A 15,417-nucleotide genomic window follows, 5' to 3' on the forward strand; every position below is an offset into this window, starting at 1 on the left:
GAACAGAGGTACGTGCCGGTAGCGGGTGCCGACACCCGTCCGGGGGGTCTATGTTCGGTTATGAGGAATGGCGCGAGCCGCGACTCATTGAATGCACTGGTGTGCTCCGGCGCTTTTCAGACCCCCGGGAATTCAGGGGAGTGGGGATCTCGTCGCCGGGGGAGGAGGAGGTGAAAGTCGCCAAGTCCGAGGCTCCGGTGACTGTCGGGGCCTGGTGCAACAAGGAGTGACTCCGCAGCGAGGCGGAGTGATCCGGGAACGGAGTTCTGCGTGGACATCGTCGTCAAGGGCCGCAAGACAGAGGTGCCCGAGCGGTTCCGCAAGCACGTGGCGGAGAAGCTGAAGCTGGAGAAGATCCAGAAGCTCGACGCCAAGGTGATCAGCCTCGATGTCGAGGTGTCCAAGGAGCCCAATCCGCGGCAGGCCGACCGCAGTGACCGGGTGGAGATCACCCTGCACTCGCGGGGCCCCGTGATCCGTGCCGAGGCGGCTGCCGCCGATCCGTACGCGGCGCTCGACCTGGCCACCGGCAAGCTGGAGGCGCGGCTCCGCAAGGAGCACGAGAAGCGCCACAACCGGCGGGGCAACGGCAGGTTGTCCGCTGCCGAGGTCGTCGATGTCGTCCCTGGCGTGGCCCAGTTGAACGCGAACGGCGAGACCGCGGCGCAGGAGGCCCGCGAGAGCGGCGTACCCACCACCATGATCGGCACGCTTGAGGTGCAGGGCGAAGGCCCTCTGGTGGTCCGGGAGAAGACCCACGTCGCCGCACCGATGACGCTCGACCAGGCGCTCTACGAGATGGAACTGGTCGGTCATGACTTCTATCTCTTCGTCGATTCCGACACCAAGGAGCCCAGCGTCGTCTACCGGCGCCACGCCTACGACTACGGCGTCATCCATCTCAGGACCGACCCGCTGGCCGGCTCGGAGCCGGACGGCGCCGGCGGCGCCCTCGGCGGCTGAGACCGGCCGGAACGGCTGACACATCTGCCGTACCGCCGGATTCCAGCCGGAAAAGAGGCCGGAATCCTATGCCCGTCGGTGTCCCCGAGCGCTCGTAGAGCCCTGGGGGGCACCACGGTGCGTCCTGAGGACGACCCCTCTGCCGCCCGGGCATGAAATCATGGAGTCGCAAGCCAACAAGTGGTCTGCGAACTGCGGTTGGCCGGCTCCATGAACGCGGGCCCCGGCCTTCAGGGGGAGGAACGATGGCGGACAGCTTCGGACCGATGCAGCACGCCGGTGGGGCCGGCGGCGCGGTAGGCGGCGCCGGGACCGCGTCCGACACGGACGCGGAGCGGGGCGGCTCGCGCCCGGAGCCGATCCGGGTACTCGTCGTGGACGACCACGCGCTCTTCCGCCGCGGGCTGGAGATCGTTCTCGCCCAGGAGGAGGACATCCAGGTCGTCGGAGAGGCGGGCGACGGGGCCGAGGCCGTCGACAAGGCCGCGGACCTGCTGCCGGACATCGTGCTGATGGACGTCAGGATGCCCAAGCGCGGCGGTATCGAGGCGTGCACCTCCATCAAGGAGGTCGCACCCAGCGCGAAGATCATCATGCTGACGATCAGCGACGAGGAGGCCGACCTCTACGACGCGATCAAGGCGGGCGCCACCGGCTATCTCCTCAAGGAGATCTCCACCGACGAGGTCGCCACGGCGATCCGCGCGGTGGCCGACGGCCAGTCGCAGATCAGCCCGTCCATGGCGTCCAAGCTGCTCACCGAGTTCAAGTCGATGATCCAGCGCACCGACGAGCGTCGGCTCGTGCCCGCGCCGCGGCTGACCGAGCGCGAGCTGGAGGTCCTGAAGCTGGTGGCCACGGGTATGAACAACCGGGACATCGCCAAGGAGCTGTTCATCTCCGAGAACACCGTGAAGAACCATGTCCGCAACATCCTGGAGAAGCTTCAGCTCCACTCCCGGATGGAGGCCGTGGTCTACGCGATGCGCGAGAAGATCCTCGAAATCCGCTGACCCCGTACCCGCCCCGGCTCCACCCCGCAGGCGCGCGCCCGCTCCCGTGTCACTCCGCCGCGGTGAGCGCCCCGGCCAGCGGGGTGCGGAGCTCGGGCGGGTCGACGCGCTCCACGCGTACGTCCGAGCAGCCGACCCACTCCGCCGCCTCCCGCAGAGCCGACGCCATCGGGGACACGGCCTTCGGGGTGTCCAGGGACACCTGCTTGGCCACCAGCGTCTTCCCCTCGCGCGCCGGGTCGACCCGGCCCAGCAGGCGGCCGCCGGAGAGCAGCGGCATCGCGAAGTAGCCGTACACCCGCTTCTGCTTGGGGACGTACGCCTCCAGCCGGTGGGTGAAGCCGAAGATCCGCTCGGTGCGTGCCCGCTCCCAGATGAGGGAGTCGAACGGTGACAGCAGCGTCGTACGGTGCCGGCCCCGCGGGGCGGTCGCCAGCGCCGCCGGGTCCGCCCACGCGGGCTTCGCCCAGCCCTCGACGCTCACCGGCACCAGTCCTGAGTCCGCGATCACCGCGTCGACCTGCTCGCCCTTGAGCCGGTGGTAGTCCGCGATGTCGGCGCGTGTCCCCACCCCGAGCGACTGTCCGGCGAGCGCCACGAGGCGGCGCAGGCACTCCGTGTCGTCCAGGTCGTCATGGAGGAGGGGGCCGGGGACGGCGCGCTCCGCGAGGTCGTACACCCGCTTCCAGCTCCGCCGCCCGGTGCACACGACCTCGCCGTACATCAGCGCGCGCTCGACGGCCACCTTCGCCTCGGACCAGTCCCACCACGGCCCGCCGTTCTTGGCGCCGCCCAGCTCCGTGGCGGTCAGCGGGCCCTCCGCGCGCAGCTGCTTGATCACCGCGTCGTACGCCCCGTCCGCCAGCTCGTGGTACCAGTGCGGGCGGGCGCGGTACGCGCGGCGGCGGAAGGCGAAGTGCGGCCACTCCTCGATGGGCAGCACACAGGCCGCGTGGGACCAGTACTCGAAGGCGTGCGGCTCGGGCGGCGACGCGCCGTCGGCCGGGGGCGTCCAGTACGCGTCCTCGACCGTTCTGCGGCCCACCGCGCCCAGCCGCGCGTACGGGATCAGCTCGTGCGACCGGGCGAGCACCGAGATCGTGTCGAGCTGGACGGCGCCGAGGTGGCGCAGCACACCCCGCACCCCGCCACGCCGGTCCGGGGCGCCGAGGAACCCCTGGGCGCGCAGCGCGATACGGCGGGCCTCGTCGGCGGACAGCTCGGTGGTGGCGGGCGGCGCAGTCGTCATGGTCCGCACGATAGACGGCCGCACTGACAGTCCAGGAGCCCGGGGGATCAGGGGCGGGCCGGCAGATACGGGCACGGTCCCGGCAGTCCCAGATCGGACGGGAGCAGTCCGCCGATCCAGCAGTCCCGCAGGGTTCCCTTGTTGAGCAGCCCCGCGCGAAGCGTGCCCTCCACCACGACGCCCGCCTTCTCGGCGACGGCGCGTGAGGCCGCGTTCCCTTCCTCGGCACGCCACTCCATCCGCACCGCGCCCAACGCGGTGAACGACCAGTGGGCCATCGCCTTGATCGCTTCCGCCATGTAGCCACGGCCCCGGTGCTCCTCGGCCGTCCAGTAGCCGACCTCCCAGGTTCCGGAGCGGGGGTGGTGGAGGCTGACCGCGGCGATCACGGGGCCGCCGGCACGGGGGCGTACGGCGAGGGAGTACTCGGTGTCCCCGCGCCAGCCGTCCGGGACCATCCGGCCGATGAAATGCTCCGCGTGATGGCGTTCGTAGGGAGAGGGGATCGTCGTCCAGCGCTGGATGGCGGGATCCTGGCAGGCCGCGTACACGACATCGACATCGTCCGCGGTGAACGGGCTCAGCAGGAGCCGTTCGGTGGTGAGGGTGACGGGTTCCATGGACGGATTCTGCTGAGCGGGGCGATCCGGGACGAATGCTTTTCCGGCCGTACCGGCACCTTCCACGGCTTCCGCGCGTTCATATATGAGGGCGGCGGCAGACCCGCGTGACGGCGGCCCTCCCGGCGTGGCCGAGTCCTCGCTTACGATGGCCGTTGCGGTGGGGCCCGCCTGCCGTGCCCGCGCCCGTGTCCGATCCCGACCCACGTGCCAGGCCCGACCGGCAAGGAGACCAGCCTCAGTGTCCGTCTTCAACAAGCTCATGCGTGCAGGCGAAGGCAAGATCCTGCGCAAACTGCACCGCATCGCGGACCAGGTCAACTCTATCGAAGAGGACTTCGTCAGCCTCTCCGATGCCGAGTTGCGGGCGCTCACCGCCGAGTACAAAGAGCGGTACACGGATGGTGAGAGCCTGGACGACCTGCTCCCCGAGGCGTTCGCGACCGTCCGCGAGGCGGCCAAGCGCGTCCTCGGACAGCGCCACTACGACGTACAGCTCATGGGCGGCGCGGCGCTGCACCTCGGCTATGTCGCCGAGATGAAGACCGGTGAGGGCAAGACCCTCGTCGGCACGCTGCCCGCGTACCTCAACGCGCTGTCCGGCAAGGGCGTCCACCTGATCACGGTGAACGACTACCTGGCCGAGCGCGACTCCGAGCTGATGGGCCGCGTCCACCACTTCCTGGGCCTCAAGGTCGGCTGCATCATGGCGAACATGTCGCCCGCGCAGCGCCGTGAGCAGTACGCGTGCGACATCACGTACGGCACGAACAACGAGTTCGGCTTCGACTACCTGCGCGACAACATGGCGTGGTCCCAGGAGGAGCTGGTCCAGCGCGGCCACAACTTCGCCGTCGTCGACGAGGTCGACTCGATCCTGGTCGACGAGGCCCGTACGCCGCTGATCATCTCCGGCCCCGCCGACCAGGCCACGAAGTGGTACGGCGACTTCGCCAAGCTGGTCAGGCGGCTCACCAAGGGTGAGGCGGGCAACTCGCTGAAGGGCATCGAGGAGACCGGCGACTACGAGGTCGACGAGAAGAAGCGCACGGTCGCGATCCATGAGCCCGGCGTCGCCAAGGTCGAGGACTGGCTCGGCATCGACAACCTGTACGAGTCGGTGAACACCCCGCTCGTGGGTTATCTGAACAACGCGATCAAGGCCAAGGAGCTGTTCAAGAACGACAAGGACTATGTCGTCATGGACGGCGAAGTCATGATCGTCGACGAGCACACCGGCCGTATCCTCGCGGGCCGCCGCTACAACGAGGGCATGCACCAGGCGATCGAGGCGAAGGAAGGGGTGGACATCAAGGACGAGAACCAGACCCTCGCCACGATCACCCTGCAGAACTTCTTCCGCCTCTACGGCAAGCTCTCCGGTATGACCGGTACGGCCATGACCGAGGCCGCCGAGTTCCACCAGATCTACAAGCTGGGCGTCGTGCCCATCCCGACGAACCGGCCGATGGTCCGCATGGACCAGTCCGACCTGATCTACCGCACCGAGGTCGCCAAGTTCGCGGCGGTCGTGGACGACATCGCGGAGAAGCACGAGAAGGGCCAGCCCATCCTGGTCGGCACGACCTCCGTCGAGAAGTCCGAGTACCTCTCGCAGCAGCTCAGCAAGCGCGGGGTGCAGCACGAGGTGCTGAACGCCAAGCAGAACGACCGTGAGGCCACGATCGTCGCCCAGGCGGGCCGCAAGGGCGCCGTCACCGTCGCGACGAACATGGCCGGCCGCGGTACGGACATCAAGCTCGGCGGCAACCCCGACGACCTGGCGGAGGCGGAGCTGCGCCAGCGCGGCCTGGACCCCGTCGAGCACGTCGAGGAGTGGGCGGCGGCCCTGCCGGCCGCGCTGGAGAAGGCGGAGCAGGCCGTCAAGGCGGAGTTCGAGGAGGTCAAGGAGCTGGGCGGGCTCTACGTCCTGGGCACCGAGCGACACGAGTCGCGCCGTATCGACAACCAGCTCCGCGGCCGTTCCGGCCGTCAGGGCGACCCGGGCGAGTCCCGCTTCTACCTGTCGCTCGGCGACGACCTGATGCGGCTCTTCAAGGCGCAGATGGTCGAGCGCGTGATGTCCATGGCGAATGTGCCGGACGACGTCCCCATCGAGAACAAGATGGTGACGCGCGCCATCGCCTCCGCGCAGTCGCAGGTCGAGCAGCAGAACTTCGAGACCCGTAAGAACGTCCTGAAGTACGACGAGGTCCTGAGCCGGCAGCGCGAGGTCATCTACGGCGAGCGACGCCGCGTCCTGGAGGGCGAGGACCTGCAGGAGCAGGTGCGTCACTTCATGGACGACACGATCGAGGCGTACATCCAGGCGGAGACCGTCGAGGGCTTCGCCGAGGAGTGGGACCTGGACCGGCTGTGGGGCGCCTTCAAGCAGCTCTACCCGACGAAGGTAACCGTCGAGGAGCTGGAGGACGCGGCCGGCGACCGAGCCGGGATCACCGCCGAGTTCATCTCGGAGTCCATCAAGGACGACATCTACGCCCAGTACGAGGAGCGGGAGAACCAGCTCGGCTCGGACATCATGCGTGAGCTGGAGCGCCGTGTGGTGCTCTCCGTCCTGGACCGCAAGTGGCGTGAGCACCTGTACGAGATGGACTACCTGCAGGAGGGCATCGGCCTGCGGGCGATGGCCCAGAAGGACCCGCTGGTCGAGTACCAGCGCGAGGGCTTCGACATGTTCAACGCCATGATGGAGGGCATCAAGGAGGAGTCCGTCGGCTACCTGTTCAACCTGGAGGTCCAGGTCGAGCAGCAGGTCGAGGAGGTCCCGGTGGAGGACTCCGCCGCGCGCACGTCCCTCGCCAAGAAGGAGGACGCGGTGCCCGCGGGCACCGGGCGTCCGGAGATCCGGGCGAAGGGCCTCGACGCGCCGCAGCGGCCCGACCGGCTGCACTTCTCCGCGCCCACGGTGGACGGCGAGGGCGGCATCGTCGAGGGCGACTTCCAGAGCGCGGAGGGACCGACGCGCTCCACGTCGGACGGTATGACGCGGGCCGAGCGCCGCAAGGCGCAGAAGAGCGCCCCCAGCGGGCGTCGCCGCAAGAAGTAGGGCCAAGGCCCGGACAGCGGTCCGGGCGGGCGATCGTACGGGCCGGGGCGCGCACTCTCGTGGTGCGCGCCCCGGCCCTGTGCTGTGACGGGTCCTCACACGCCGGCTGCTCGCGGTCCTGGTGCTCACGCGTCGGTGGTGACGCGTTCGCCGCCGACCTCGACCGCCGCGCAGCGCCAGCGCAGATCGGTGGACTGCTCCAGCCGGAAGGCGAGGGCGCGGACCTGTTCGCCCGCGGCGATGCTGGCGGACGCCTCGACCACCCCTGGCCTGGGCTGGGAGAACCGGCAGGTGCGGATCACCGGGCGGACGCCCCTGGCCCGGAACGGGGCGCCCGGGGCGAGCCGGACGAGCTGTTCGTACGCCTCGCCGACCGTCTGGCCGAGCATCCAGTGCACGGGCCGGTGGCCGCTGAGGACGGCGAGCAGCCGTTCCGCGAACAGTTCGTGCGGCGGGACGTGCCGGCTCCGCTGCGGGCGTACGGCACCGGGCCTGCGCGGATCGCGGCGGCCGGGAGGCCTGGCCCCGGCGGAGAAGGCGGTGGTGGGAGTGGAGGAAGTGGTCCTGTTCACGCAGATCGCCCCCGTTCTGCCCGACCGGCCCGATACCGGTCGGTAACTTCTGTTGGGGGATCTTTTACGGGCCCTTGGGGGAGCGCCGCAAGGAGCGGCATCGCCGGGGCGTGAAGCCGTGAAATCACCTATCCGGGTGAGGGGCGGGCCGTATGGGGCCTGGTGGGACGGGCGGGCGCGGTTCCCGGTGGACGCCTGTGAGCCCCATGCGTGTCACCCCGAAGAGGGACTGGCCCACGTATCCTTAGGTGTTCTCCCGACGACGAAAGCGGCCATGCCATGCGTGTGTACGTCCCCCTGACGCTTCCCGGTCTCGCAGAAGCGCACAAGGCCGGCGAGCTGGGGCCGGGGCCGCTGACCGCGTACGCGGTGACGCCGGGGCTGCGGGAGTGGTACGTCTCGGACGACATCGAGGAGCTGGAGTACGCGGCCCTCACCCGCGCCGCTGCCGCCTCGCTCCGGCTGATCGCCGCGGACCCGGCCACGGCCCGCCGCCGGGTGGTCGTCGCGGCGGACGTACCGGACCGGGAGGCCGTGTCGGACCCCGACATGCGGCTGGACGCCGCCTCGCTCGGTGAGGTGCGGATCGCGGCGGCGATCGCCCTGCGGAAGGCCGCGGCGGTGCACGTGGACTCCGACGACGCGGACGCCGACGTGACGGCAGCGGCGGCGGCACTGGGCGCGGCGGACCACGGCGACGACGACGCGCGGTTCACGGTCGACGGCGCGGAGGACCACGAACTGCTCTGGTACGGCATCCAGGAGATCCCGAACCTGATCGCGTGACTGCCCCCGGGGCCGCTTCCCGGGGGCGTTGTCGGACCCGGCCGGTACGGTCTTGTCCATGGGGAATCAGAACACGCACCTGGTGTGGGACTGGAACGGCACGATCCTCGACGACATGCGCGCGGTCATCGGGGCGACCAACGCGGCCTTCGCGGAGATAGGCCTGGCGCCGATCACGCTCGACCGCTACCGGGAGCTGTACTGCGTCCCCATCCCGCGCTTCTACGAGCGGCTCATGGGGCGCCTGCCGAGCGACGCCGAGTGGCTCGTCATGGACGAGACGTTCCACCGCCACTACACGGAGCGGCGTGCGGGCTGCGGGCTGACGCGCGGCGTCGAGGAACTGCTCGCCGGGTGGGCGGTCGCGGGCGGCAGCCAGTCGCTGCTGAGCATGTACGGGCACGAACACCTGGTCCCGACGGTGCGGGGATACGGAATCGAGCGCCACTTCCTCCGTGTCGACGGCCGCAAGGGCCCCTCGGGCGGCAGCAAGGCGCTGCACCTGGAACGCCATCTGATCGCGCTGGCCGGGGCGGGCGGGGAGATACCCGCCGTCCGTACGGTGGTGATCGGCGACGCGGTCGACGACGCGGTGGCGGCGGCGCACGTGGGGGCCCGTGCCGTGCTCTACACCGGCGGCACCAACAGCCGGGCCACCCTGGAGACGGTGGGCGTCCCGGTCGTGGACACCCTGGAGGAAGCGGTGGCGCTCGCGCGGGACCTGGCGTAACCCGGGACCTGGCGTGACCCCGGGCCTGGCGTGACCCCGGGCCTGTCCCCCGGGAACGCCTAGTCGTTCCCGGGCCCGGAAGCGTCCGGGGTCACCGGGGCCTTCGCACGCAGCACGGTCAGGAACGCCCGCATCCAGGCGGGGTGGTCGGGCCATGCGCGGGAGGAGACCAGGGTGCCGTCCACCACCGCCTCCGTGTCCTGGAAGGTCGCTCCGGCCGCCTGCATGTCGATCTCCAGCGCCGGATAGGCCGTGACGCGGCGCCCGGCGAGTTCGCCGATCGCGGCCGTCAGGAGCGGGCCGTGGCAGATCTGCGCCACCGGCTTGTCCGCGTCGAAGAAGGACTTGAGGATCTTGCGCAGCTCCGCGTCGCCGCGCAGGTATTCGGGGGCCCGGCCGCCCGGGACGACCACGGCCGCGTACTCCGTCGGGTCCACCTCGGAGAACGCCAGGTCGGCGGGGAAGGTGTAACCGGGCTTCTCGGTATAGGTGTCGAAGCCGGGCTCGAAGTCATGGACCACGAACTGGAGCTTCTTCCGGGAAGGAGCGGCGATATGGACCTCGTACCCCTCCTCGCGCAGGCGCTGGTACGGGTAGAGGACTTCAAGGGACTCGGCGGCGTCGCCGGTGACGATCAGGACCTTGGCTGCCATGGCTGCTCCCGGGAAGGATGGGGCGGTCTGTCCACCTGTCGACCAGTCTGCCGACCTGTGCCGTCGCCGTCCGCGCGTGCGGGGGAGAGGGCTGCCCGTGTCACCCCGAACCACCCCGTGGGTCTGTCCGAAGTGGCCAATTCGGCGCCTTGCATTTGTACACAAGCGGCTCATGACGGAGGCTGGGTGGAGAGCGATAGCCTGGTGCCCGTGATCAGCGCGATACGCCGTGGGGGCAGCGAAGCCCCCGGCCTGCGCCCGGAGCGCCACCGCGCCCGGGCGACCGCCGCTCACCCGGGGCATTGCCCACGTCAGGATCGCCTGCCGGTCGCGGCACCGGAAACGGGGCGACTGCCAAAATTGGTCAATAAGGCCCCGGACATCTCTCATCGCGGCATAACGTCGACCCAGACCGGAAACCCCGCGTCGTGGCGTTGTGTCGCTTCCTTCACCTACGTCACGCAACGGCGCGCGACAGGAGCCAGAGGACATGCAGACCAAGCTGGACGAAGCCAAGGCCGAGCTGCTCGAACAGGCGGCCCGGGCCGCTGAGAACAGCCCGCTGGGGGGCACCGGGGGGCTGGGGGGCGGCCTCTGGAAGGACGGGGCCACCGCCGGGTCCGACGGCGCGGGGCCGGACGGCACCGGCCCGGGCGGTACCGGTCCAGGCGGCGCCGGTGACGGCGCCGACCGCGCCGCGGTCCTCGCGTACCTCCAGCGCTACTACCTGCACACGGCCCCGGAGGACCTCGCGGGCCGTGACTCCACCGACGTCCTCGGCGCCGCGCTCTCGCACTACCGGCTCGCCGCGAACCGCCCCCAGGGGACGGCCAGCGTGCGGGTCCACACCCCGACGGTCGAGGAGAACGGCTGGACGTGCAGTCACTCCGTGGTGGAGGTCGTCACCGACGACATGCCCTTCCTCGTGGACTCCGTCACCAACGAACTCTCCCGGCAGGGCCGCGGCATCCACGCCGTGATCCACCCACAGGTCGTCGTACGCCGTGATGTCACCGGCAAGCTGATCGAGGTGCTTCCCGAAGGGGTGGCCGCCTCGGCCGAGCGCCCCCACGACGCGCTCACGGAGTCCTGGATCCATGTCGAGGTGGACCGCGAGAGCGACCGCGCCGACCTCCAGCAGATGACCGCGGACCTGCTGCGTATCCTGTCCGACGTCCGCGAGACCGTCGAGGACTGGGAGAAGATGCGCGGCGCCGCGCTGCGCATCGCCGACGAGCTGCCCAGCGAGCCGACCGCCGACGACCTGCGCGACCAGGAGGTCGAGGAGGCCCGCGAACTGCTGCGCTGGCTCGCCGCCGACCACTTCACCTTCCTCGGCTACCGCGAGTATCAGCTCACCGACAGCGACGCCCTGACCGCCGTCCCCGGGACCGGTCTCGGTGTGCTGCGCTCCGACCCGCACCACAGTGAGGACGACGACCACCCGGTCAGCCCGTCCTTCAGCCGGCTGCCCGCCGACGCCCGCGCCAAGGCGCGCGAGCACAAGCTGCTGGTCCTCACCAAGGCCAACAGCCGCGCCACCGTCCACCGGCCCGGCTACCTCGACTACGTCGGGGTGAAGAAGTTCGACGACAAGGGCAATGTCGTCGGCGAGCGCCGCTTCCTCGGGCTGTTCTCCTCGGCCGCGTACACCGAGTCCGTACGCCGCGTCCCGGTGATCCGCCGCAAGGTCGCCGAGGTCCTGGAGGGCGCCGGCTTCTTGCCCAACAGCCACGACGGCCGCGACCTGCTCCAGATCCTGGAGACCTACCCGCGCGACGAGCTGTTCCAGACGCCCGTCGACGAACTGCGCTCCATCGTCACCAGCGTCCTCTACCTCCAGGAGCGCCGCAGGCTGCGGCTCTACCTCCGCCAGGACGAGTACGGACGGTACTACTCCGCGCTCGTCTACCTGCCGCGCGACCGGTACACCACCGGCGTCCGGCTGCGGCTGGTCGACATCCTCAAGGAGGAGCTGGGCGGCACCAGCGTCGACTTCACCGCGTGGAACACAGAATCGATCCTCTCCCGGCTCCATTTCGTCGTCCGCGTCCCCCGCGGCACGGAGCTGGCCAAGCTCACCGACACCGACGCGGACCGGATCGAGGCCCGCCTCGTGGCGGCGGCCCGCTCCTGGGCCGACGCGTTCGGCGAGGCGCTGAACGCCGACTGCGGCGAGGAGCGCGCCGCCGAACTGCTCCGCAAGTACGGCACCGCCTTCCCCGAGGGCTACAAGGCCGACCACTCCCCGCGCGCGGCGGTCGCCGACCTGGCCCACCTGGAAGCGCTCGACCAGGCCGAGTCGGACTTCTCGCTCTCCCTGTACGAGCCGGTCGGCGCGGGCCCCGGCGAACGGCGCTTCAAGATCTACCGCTCCGGCGAGCAGGTCTCCCTCTCCGCCGTCCTCCCGGTGCTCCAGCGGCTCGGCGTCGAGGTCGTCGACGAGCGGCCGTACGAGCTGCGCTGCACGGACCGTACACATGCCTGGATCTACGACTTCGGCCTGCGGCTGCCCCAGATCGGTTCGGGCGGCGGCGACTACCTCACCGAGGACGACCGCGAGCGCTTCCAGAACGCCTTCGCCGCGGTGTGGACCGGAGCCGCGGAGAACGACGGCTTCAACTCCCTCGTCCTGGGGGCCGGTCTGGACTGGCGTCAGGCGATGGTGCTGCGCGCGTACGCCAAGTACCTGCGCCAGTCCGGCTCGACCTTCAGCCAGGACTACATGGAGGACACCCTCCGCTCCAACGTGCACACCACCCGGCTGCTGATCTCCCTCTTCGAGGCCCGCATGTCACCCGGCCGCCAGCGCGCCGGCACGGAGCTGACGGAGGCCATGCTGGAGGAGCTGGACGGCGCCCTCGACCAGGTCGCGAGCCTGGACGAGGACCGGATCCTGCGCTCCTTCCTCACCCTCATCAAGGCCACGCTGCGGACGAATTTCTTCCAGAGCGTCAGCGAGGGGAGCGAAAGGAGGGGCCAGAGCGTCAGCGAGGGGAGCGAAAGGAGGGGACAGCGGACCGCAGGCGGCGGGCATCACAGCTACGTGTCGATGAAGTTCGACCCGCAGGCCATCCCCGACCTCCCCGCGCCCCGCCCCGCCTACGAGATCTGGGTCTACTCCCCGCGCGTCGAGGGCGTCCACCTGCGCTTCGGCAAGGTCGCGCGCGGCGGGCTGCGCTGGTCGGACCGGCGGGAGGACTTCCGTACGGAGATCCTCGGCCTGGTCAAGGCGCAGATGGTCAAGAACACCGTGATCGTGCCGGTCGGCGCCAAGGGCGGCTTCGTCGCCAAGCAGTTGCCCGACCCGGCCGCAGACCGGGACGCCTGGCTCGCCGAGGGCATCGCCTCGTACAAGATCTTCATTTCGGCGCTGCTCGACATCACGGACAACATGGTCGCGGGCGAGGTCGTGCCGCCCGCCGACGTCGTGCGCCACGACGGGGACGACACGTATCTCGTCGTCGCCGCCGACAAGGGCACCGCCAGCTTCTCCGACATCGCCAACGAGGTCGCGGTCGCCTACGACTTCTGGCTCGGGGACGCCTTCGCCTCCGGCGGCAGCGCGGGCTACGACCACAAGGGCATGGGCATCACGGCCCGTGGCGCCTGGGAGTCCGTCAAGCGGCACTTCCGCGAGCTCGGCCACGACACCCAGAGCGAGGACTTCACCGTCGTCGGCGTCGGCGACATGTCCGGTGACGTCTTCGGCAACGGCATGCTGCTCTCCGAGCACATCCGGCTGGTCGCCGCCTTCGACCACCGGCACATCTTCCTCGACCCGCACCCCGACGCGGCCACCTCGTACGCCGAGCGCCGCCGGCTCTTCGAGCTGCCGCGCTCCTCCTGGGCCGACTACGACAAGGGACTGCTGTCGCCGGGCGGCGGCATCCACCCCCGTACGGCCAAGTCGATCCCCGTCAACGCGCACGTCCGCGACGCCCTCGGCATCGAGCCGGGCGTCATCAAGCTGACGCCCGCCGAGCTGATGAAGGCGATCCTCCACGCCCCGGTCGACCTGGTCTGGAACGGCGGGATCGGTACGTACGTGAAGGCGTCCACCGAGACGGACGCGGACGTCGGTGACAAGGCCAACGACGCCATCCGCGTCAACGGTGAGGACCTGCGGACCAAGGTCGTCGGCGAGGGCGGCAACCTGGGGCTGACCCAGCTAGGCCGGATCGAGTTCGCCCGGCGCGGCGCCGGCGGCGAGGGCGGCAAGGTCAACACCGACGCCATCGACAACAGCGCCGGCGTGGACACCTCCGACCACGAGGTGAACATCAAGATCCTGCTCAACGGTCTGGTCACCGAGGGGGACATGACCGTCAAGCAGCGCAACAAGCTGCTCGCCGCGATGACCGACGAGGTCGGCGCGCTCGTCCTGCGCAACAACTACGCGCAGAACACCGCGCTCGGCAACGCCCAGGCGCAGGCGCCCTCCCTCCTCCACGCCCACCAGCGCTTCATGCGCCGGCTGGTGCGCGACGGACATCTCGACCGGGCGCTGGAATTCCTCCCCGCCGACCGCCAGATCCGGGAACTGCTCAACTCCGGCAAGGGCCTCTCCCAGCCCGAACTCGCCGTGCTGCTCGCCTACACCAAGATCACGGTGGCGGAGGAGCTGATCCACACCGAGCTGCCGGACGACCCGCATCTGCGCGCGCTGCTGCACGCGTACTTCCCGCAGCAGCTCCGCGAGCAGTTCGCCGAGCAGATCGACGCACACGCGCTGCGCCGCGAGATCATCACCACGGTCCTGGTCAACGACACCGTCAACACCGGCGGTTCGACCTTCCTGCACCGGCTGCGCGAGGAGACCGGCGCGTCGATCGAGGAGATCGTACGGGCGCAGGCCGCGGCCCGGGAGATCTTCGGGCTGAACGCGGTGTGGGACGCGGTCGAGGCGCTGGACAACCAGGTCCCGGCGGATGTCCAGACCCGGATCAGGCTGCACTCGCGCCGCCTCGTCGAGCGCGGCACGCGCTGGCTGCTCGGCAACCGGCCGCAGCCGCTGGAGATCGCGGGGACGATCGAGTTCTTCGCGGCGGGCGTCGAGCGGGTCTGGGCGCAGCTCCCGACGATGCTGCGCGGCCCGGAGCTGGAGTGGTACCAGGCCATCCTGACCGAGCTGACGGACGCCGGGGTACCCGAGGAACTGGCCCTGCGGGTCGCCGGGTTCTCGTCCGTCTTCCCGGCGCTCGACATCGTCGCCATCGCGGACCGTACGGAGCAGGACCCGCTCGCCGTCGCCGAGGTGTACTACGACCTCGGCGACCGGCTGCGGATCAGCCGGCTCATGGACCGGATCGTGGAGCTGCCGCGGGCGGACCGCTGGCAGTCCATGGCCCGCGCCTCGATCCGCGAGGACCTGTACGCGGCGCACGCCGGGCTGACGTCGGACGTTCTGACGGTGGGCAACGGCAGTTCGACGCCGGAGGAGCGGTTCACGGCGTGGGAGGAGAAGAACGCCGCGATCCTGACCCGGTCGCGCGCCACGCTCGACGAGATCCAGAACTCGGACGCGTTCGACCTGGCGAACCTGTCGGTCGCGATGCGGACGATGCGGACGCTGCTGCGCACGCACCGCTGACGGCGGGCGCGGCCACCGGAACCAGGCGGCCACCGGAACCAGGCAGCCGCAGGGATCAGACGGCCGCAGGGATCAGCAGACAGAGCGCCAGGGGCGCCCGGCGGCACGCGAGCCGGGCGCCCCGGGCGTGTTGGCGGGTGGGCGGGAGGCGGCGGCCGGCGGGCCGCG

The 15,417-nt window shown here is 70.3% G+C and carries 10 protein-coding genes; 6 read left to right on the forward strand and 4 right to left on the reverse strand.

Going from position 1 to position 15,417, the window contains the following annotated elements; translation table 11 throughout:
- The first annotated feature begins 270 nt into the window (after nucleotides 1–270).
- Nucleotides 271–963 (forward strand): ribosome hibernation-promoting factor, HPF/YfiA family, encoded by a 693-nt coding sequence (hpf, locus tag ACFXPL_RS33790; protein ID WP_384926873.1) that lies wholly within the window; start codon nucleotides 271–273, stop codon nucleotides 961–963.
- A gap of 245 nt (nucleotides 964–1,208) precedes the next feature.
- The gene (locus ACFXPL_RS33795) at nucleotides 1,209–1,976 is read left to right on the forward strand and encodes a response regulator (protein WP_384926875.1); all 768 of its coding nucleotides are present in this window, start codon (nucleotides 1,209–1,211) and stop codon (nucleotides 1,974–1,976) included.
- 49 nt (nucleotides 1,977–2,025) lie between these two features.
- Here the strand turns inward: ACFXPL_RS33795 and ACFXPL_RS33800 are convergent, their stop codons facing one another.
- A complete protein-coding gene (locus tag ACFXPL_RS33800; protein ID WP_384926877.1) occupies nucleotides 2,026–3,225 on the reverse strand; it encodes a winged helix-turn-helix domain-containing protein in 1,200 nt (399 codons plus the stop codon).
- 47 nt (nucleotides 3,226–3,272) lie between these two features.
- The gene (locus ACFXPL_RS33805; protein ID WP_384926879.1) at nucleotides 3,273–3,845 is read right to left on the reverse strand and encodes a GNAT family N-acetyltransferase; all 573 of its coding nucleotides are present in this window, start codon (nucleotides 3,843–3,845) and stop codon (nucleotides 3,273–3,275) included.
- Between the two features lie 241 nt (nucleotides 3,846–4,086).
- On the opposite strand from ACFXPL_RS33805, the gene secA reads away from it, so the two are divergent.
- Nucleotides 4,087–6,915 (forward strand): preprotein translocase subunit SecA, encoded by a 2,829-nt coding sequence (secA, locus tag ACFXPL_RS33810; RefSeq protein WP_384926881.1) that lies wholly within the window; start codon nucleotides 4,087–4,089, stop codon nucleotides 6,913–6,915.
- Between the two features lie 125 nt (nucleotides 6,916–7,040).
- Here secA and ACFXPL_RS33815 read toward each other — a convergent pair whose 3' ends face one another.
- Nucleotides 7,041–7,487 (reverse strand): Rv3235 family protein, encoded by a 447-nt coding sequence (locus tag ACFXPL_RS33815; RefSeq protein ID WP_384926883.1) that lies wholly within the window; start codon nucleotides 7,485–7,487, stop codon nucleotides 7,041–7,043.
- Between the two features lie 279 nt (nucleotides 7,488–7,766).
- On the opposite strand from ACFXPL_RS33815, the gene ACFXPL_RS33820 reads away from it, so the two are divergent.
- Nucleotides 7,767–8,273, forward strand: coding sequence for a DUF6912 family protein (locus tag ACFXPL_RS33820; RefSeq protein ID WP_384926885.1), 507 nt, complete (start codon nucleotides 7,767–7,769; stop codon nucleotides 8,271–8,273).
- A gap of 58 nt (nucleotides 8,274–8,331) precedes the next feature.
- The gene (locus tag ACFXPL_RS33825; RefSeq protein WP_384926887.1) at nucleotides 8,332–9,003 is read left to right on the forward strand and encodes an HAD family hydrolase; all 672 of its coding nucleotides are present in this window, start codon (nucleotides 8,332–8,334) and stop codon (nucleotides 9,001–9,003) included.
- 59 nt (nucleotides 9,004–9,062) lie between these two features.
- Here ACFXPL_RS33825 and ACFXPL_RS33830 read toward each other — a convergent pair whose 3' ends face one another.
- Complete coding sequence (locus ACFXPL_RS33830; protein ID WP_384926889.1) at nucleotides 9,063–9,656, reverse strand: DJ-1/PfpI family protein; 594 nt, start codon at nucleotides 9,654–9,656, stop codon at nucleotides 9,063–9,065.
- Between the two features lie 490 nt (nucleotides 9,657–10,146).
- Here ACFXPL_RS33830 and ACFXPL_RS33835 point away from each other — a divergent pair, with 490 nt between their 5' ends.
- Nucleotides 10,147–15,249 carry an NAD-glutamate dehydrogenase gene (locus tag ACFXPL_RS33835; protein WP_384926891.1) on the forward strand — a complete coding sequence of 1,701 codons (5,103 nt, stop codon included), beginning with the start codon at nucleotides 10,147–10,149 and terminating at the stop codon, nucleotides 15,247–15,249.
- The last annotated feature ends 168 nt before the right edge of the window (nucleotides 15,250–15,417 follow it).

Origin of the sequence: Streptomyces sp. NPDC059092 (assembly GCF_042756365.1) — a bacterium.
Lineage (GTDB): Bacteria > Actinomycetota > Actinomycetes > Streptomycetales > Streptomycetaceae > Streptomyces.

What these genes read in the sequence shown, in the direction of transcription:
- ACFXPL_RS33800 (WP_384926877.1), bottom strand. Translation starts at nt 3,225, where the DNA reads ATGACGACTGCGCCGCCCGCCACCACCGAGCTGTCCGCCGACGAGGCC.
- ACFXPL_RS33805 (WP_384926879.1), bottom strand. Translation starts at nt 3,845, where the DNA reads ATGGAACCCGTCACCCTCACCACCGAACGGCTCCTGCTGAGCCCGTTC.
- ACFXPL_RS33835 (WP_384926891.1), top strand. Translation starts at nt 10,147, where the DNA reads ATGCAGACCAAGCTGGACGAAGCCAAGGCCGAGCTGCTCGAACAGGCG.
- ACFXPL_RS33825 (WP_384926887.1), top strand. Translation starts at nt 8,332, where the DNA reads ATGGGGAATCAGAACACGCACCTGGTGTGGGACTGGAACGGCACGATC.
- ACFXPL_RS33795 (WP_384926875.1), top strand. Translation starts at nt 1,209, where the DNA reads ATGGCGGACAGCTTCGGACCGATGCAGCACGCCGGTGGGGCCGGCGGC.
- ACFXPL_RS33820 (WP_384926885.1), top strand. Translation starts at nt 7,767, where the DNA reads ATGCGTGTGTACGTCCCCCTGACGCTTCCCGGTCTCGCAGAAGCGCAC.
- ACFXPL_RS33830 (WP_384926889.1), bottom strand. Translation starts at nt 9,656, where the DNA reads ATGGCAGCCAAGGTCCTGATCGTCACCGGCGACGCCGCCGAGTCCCTT.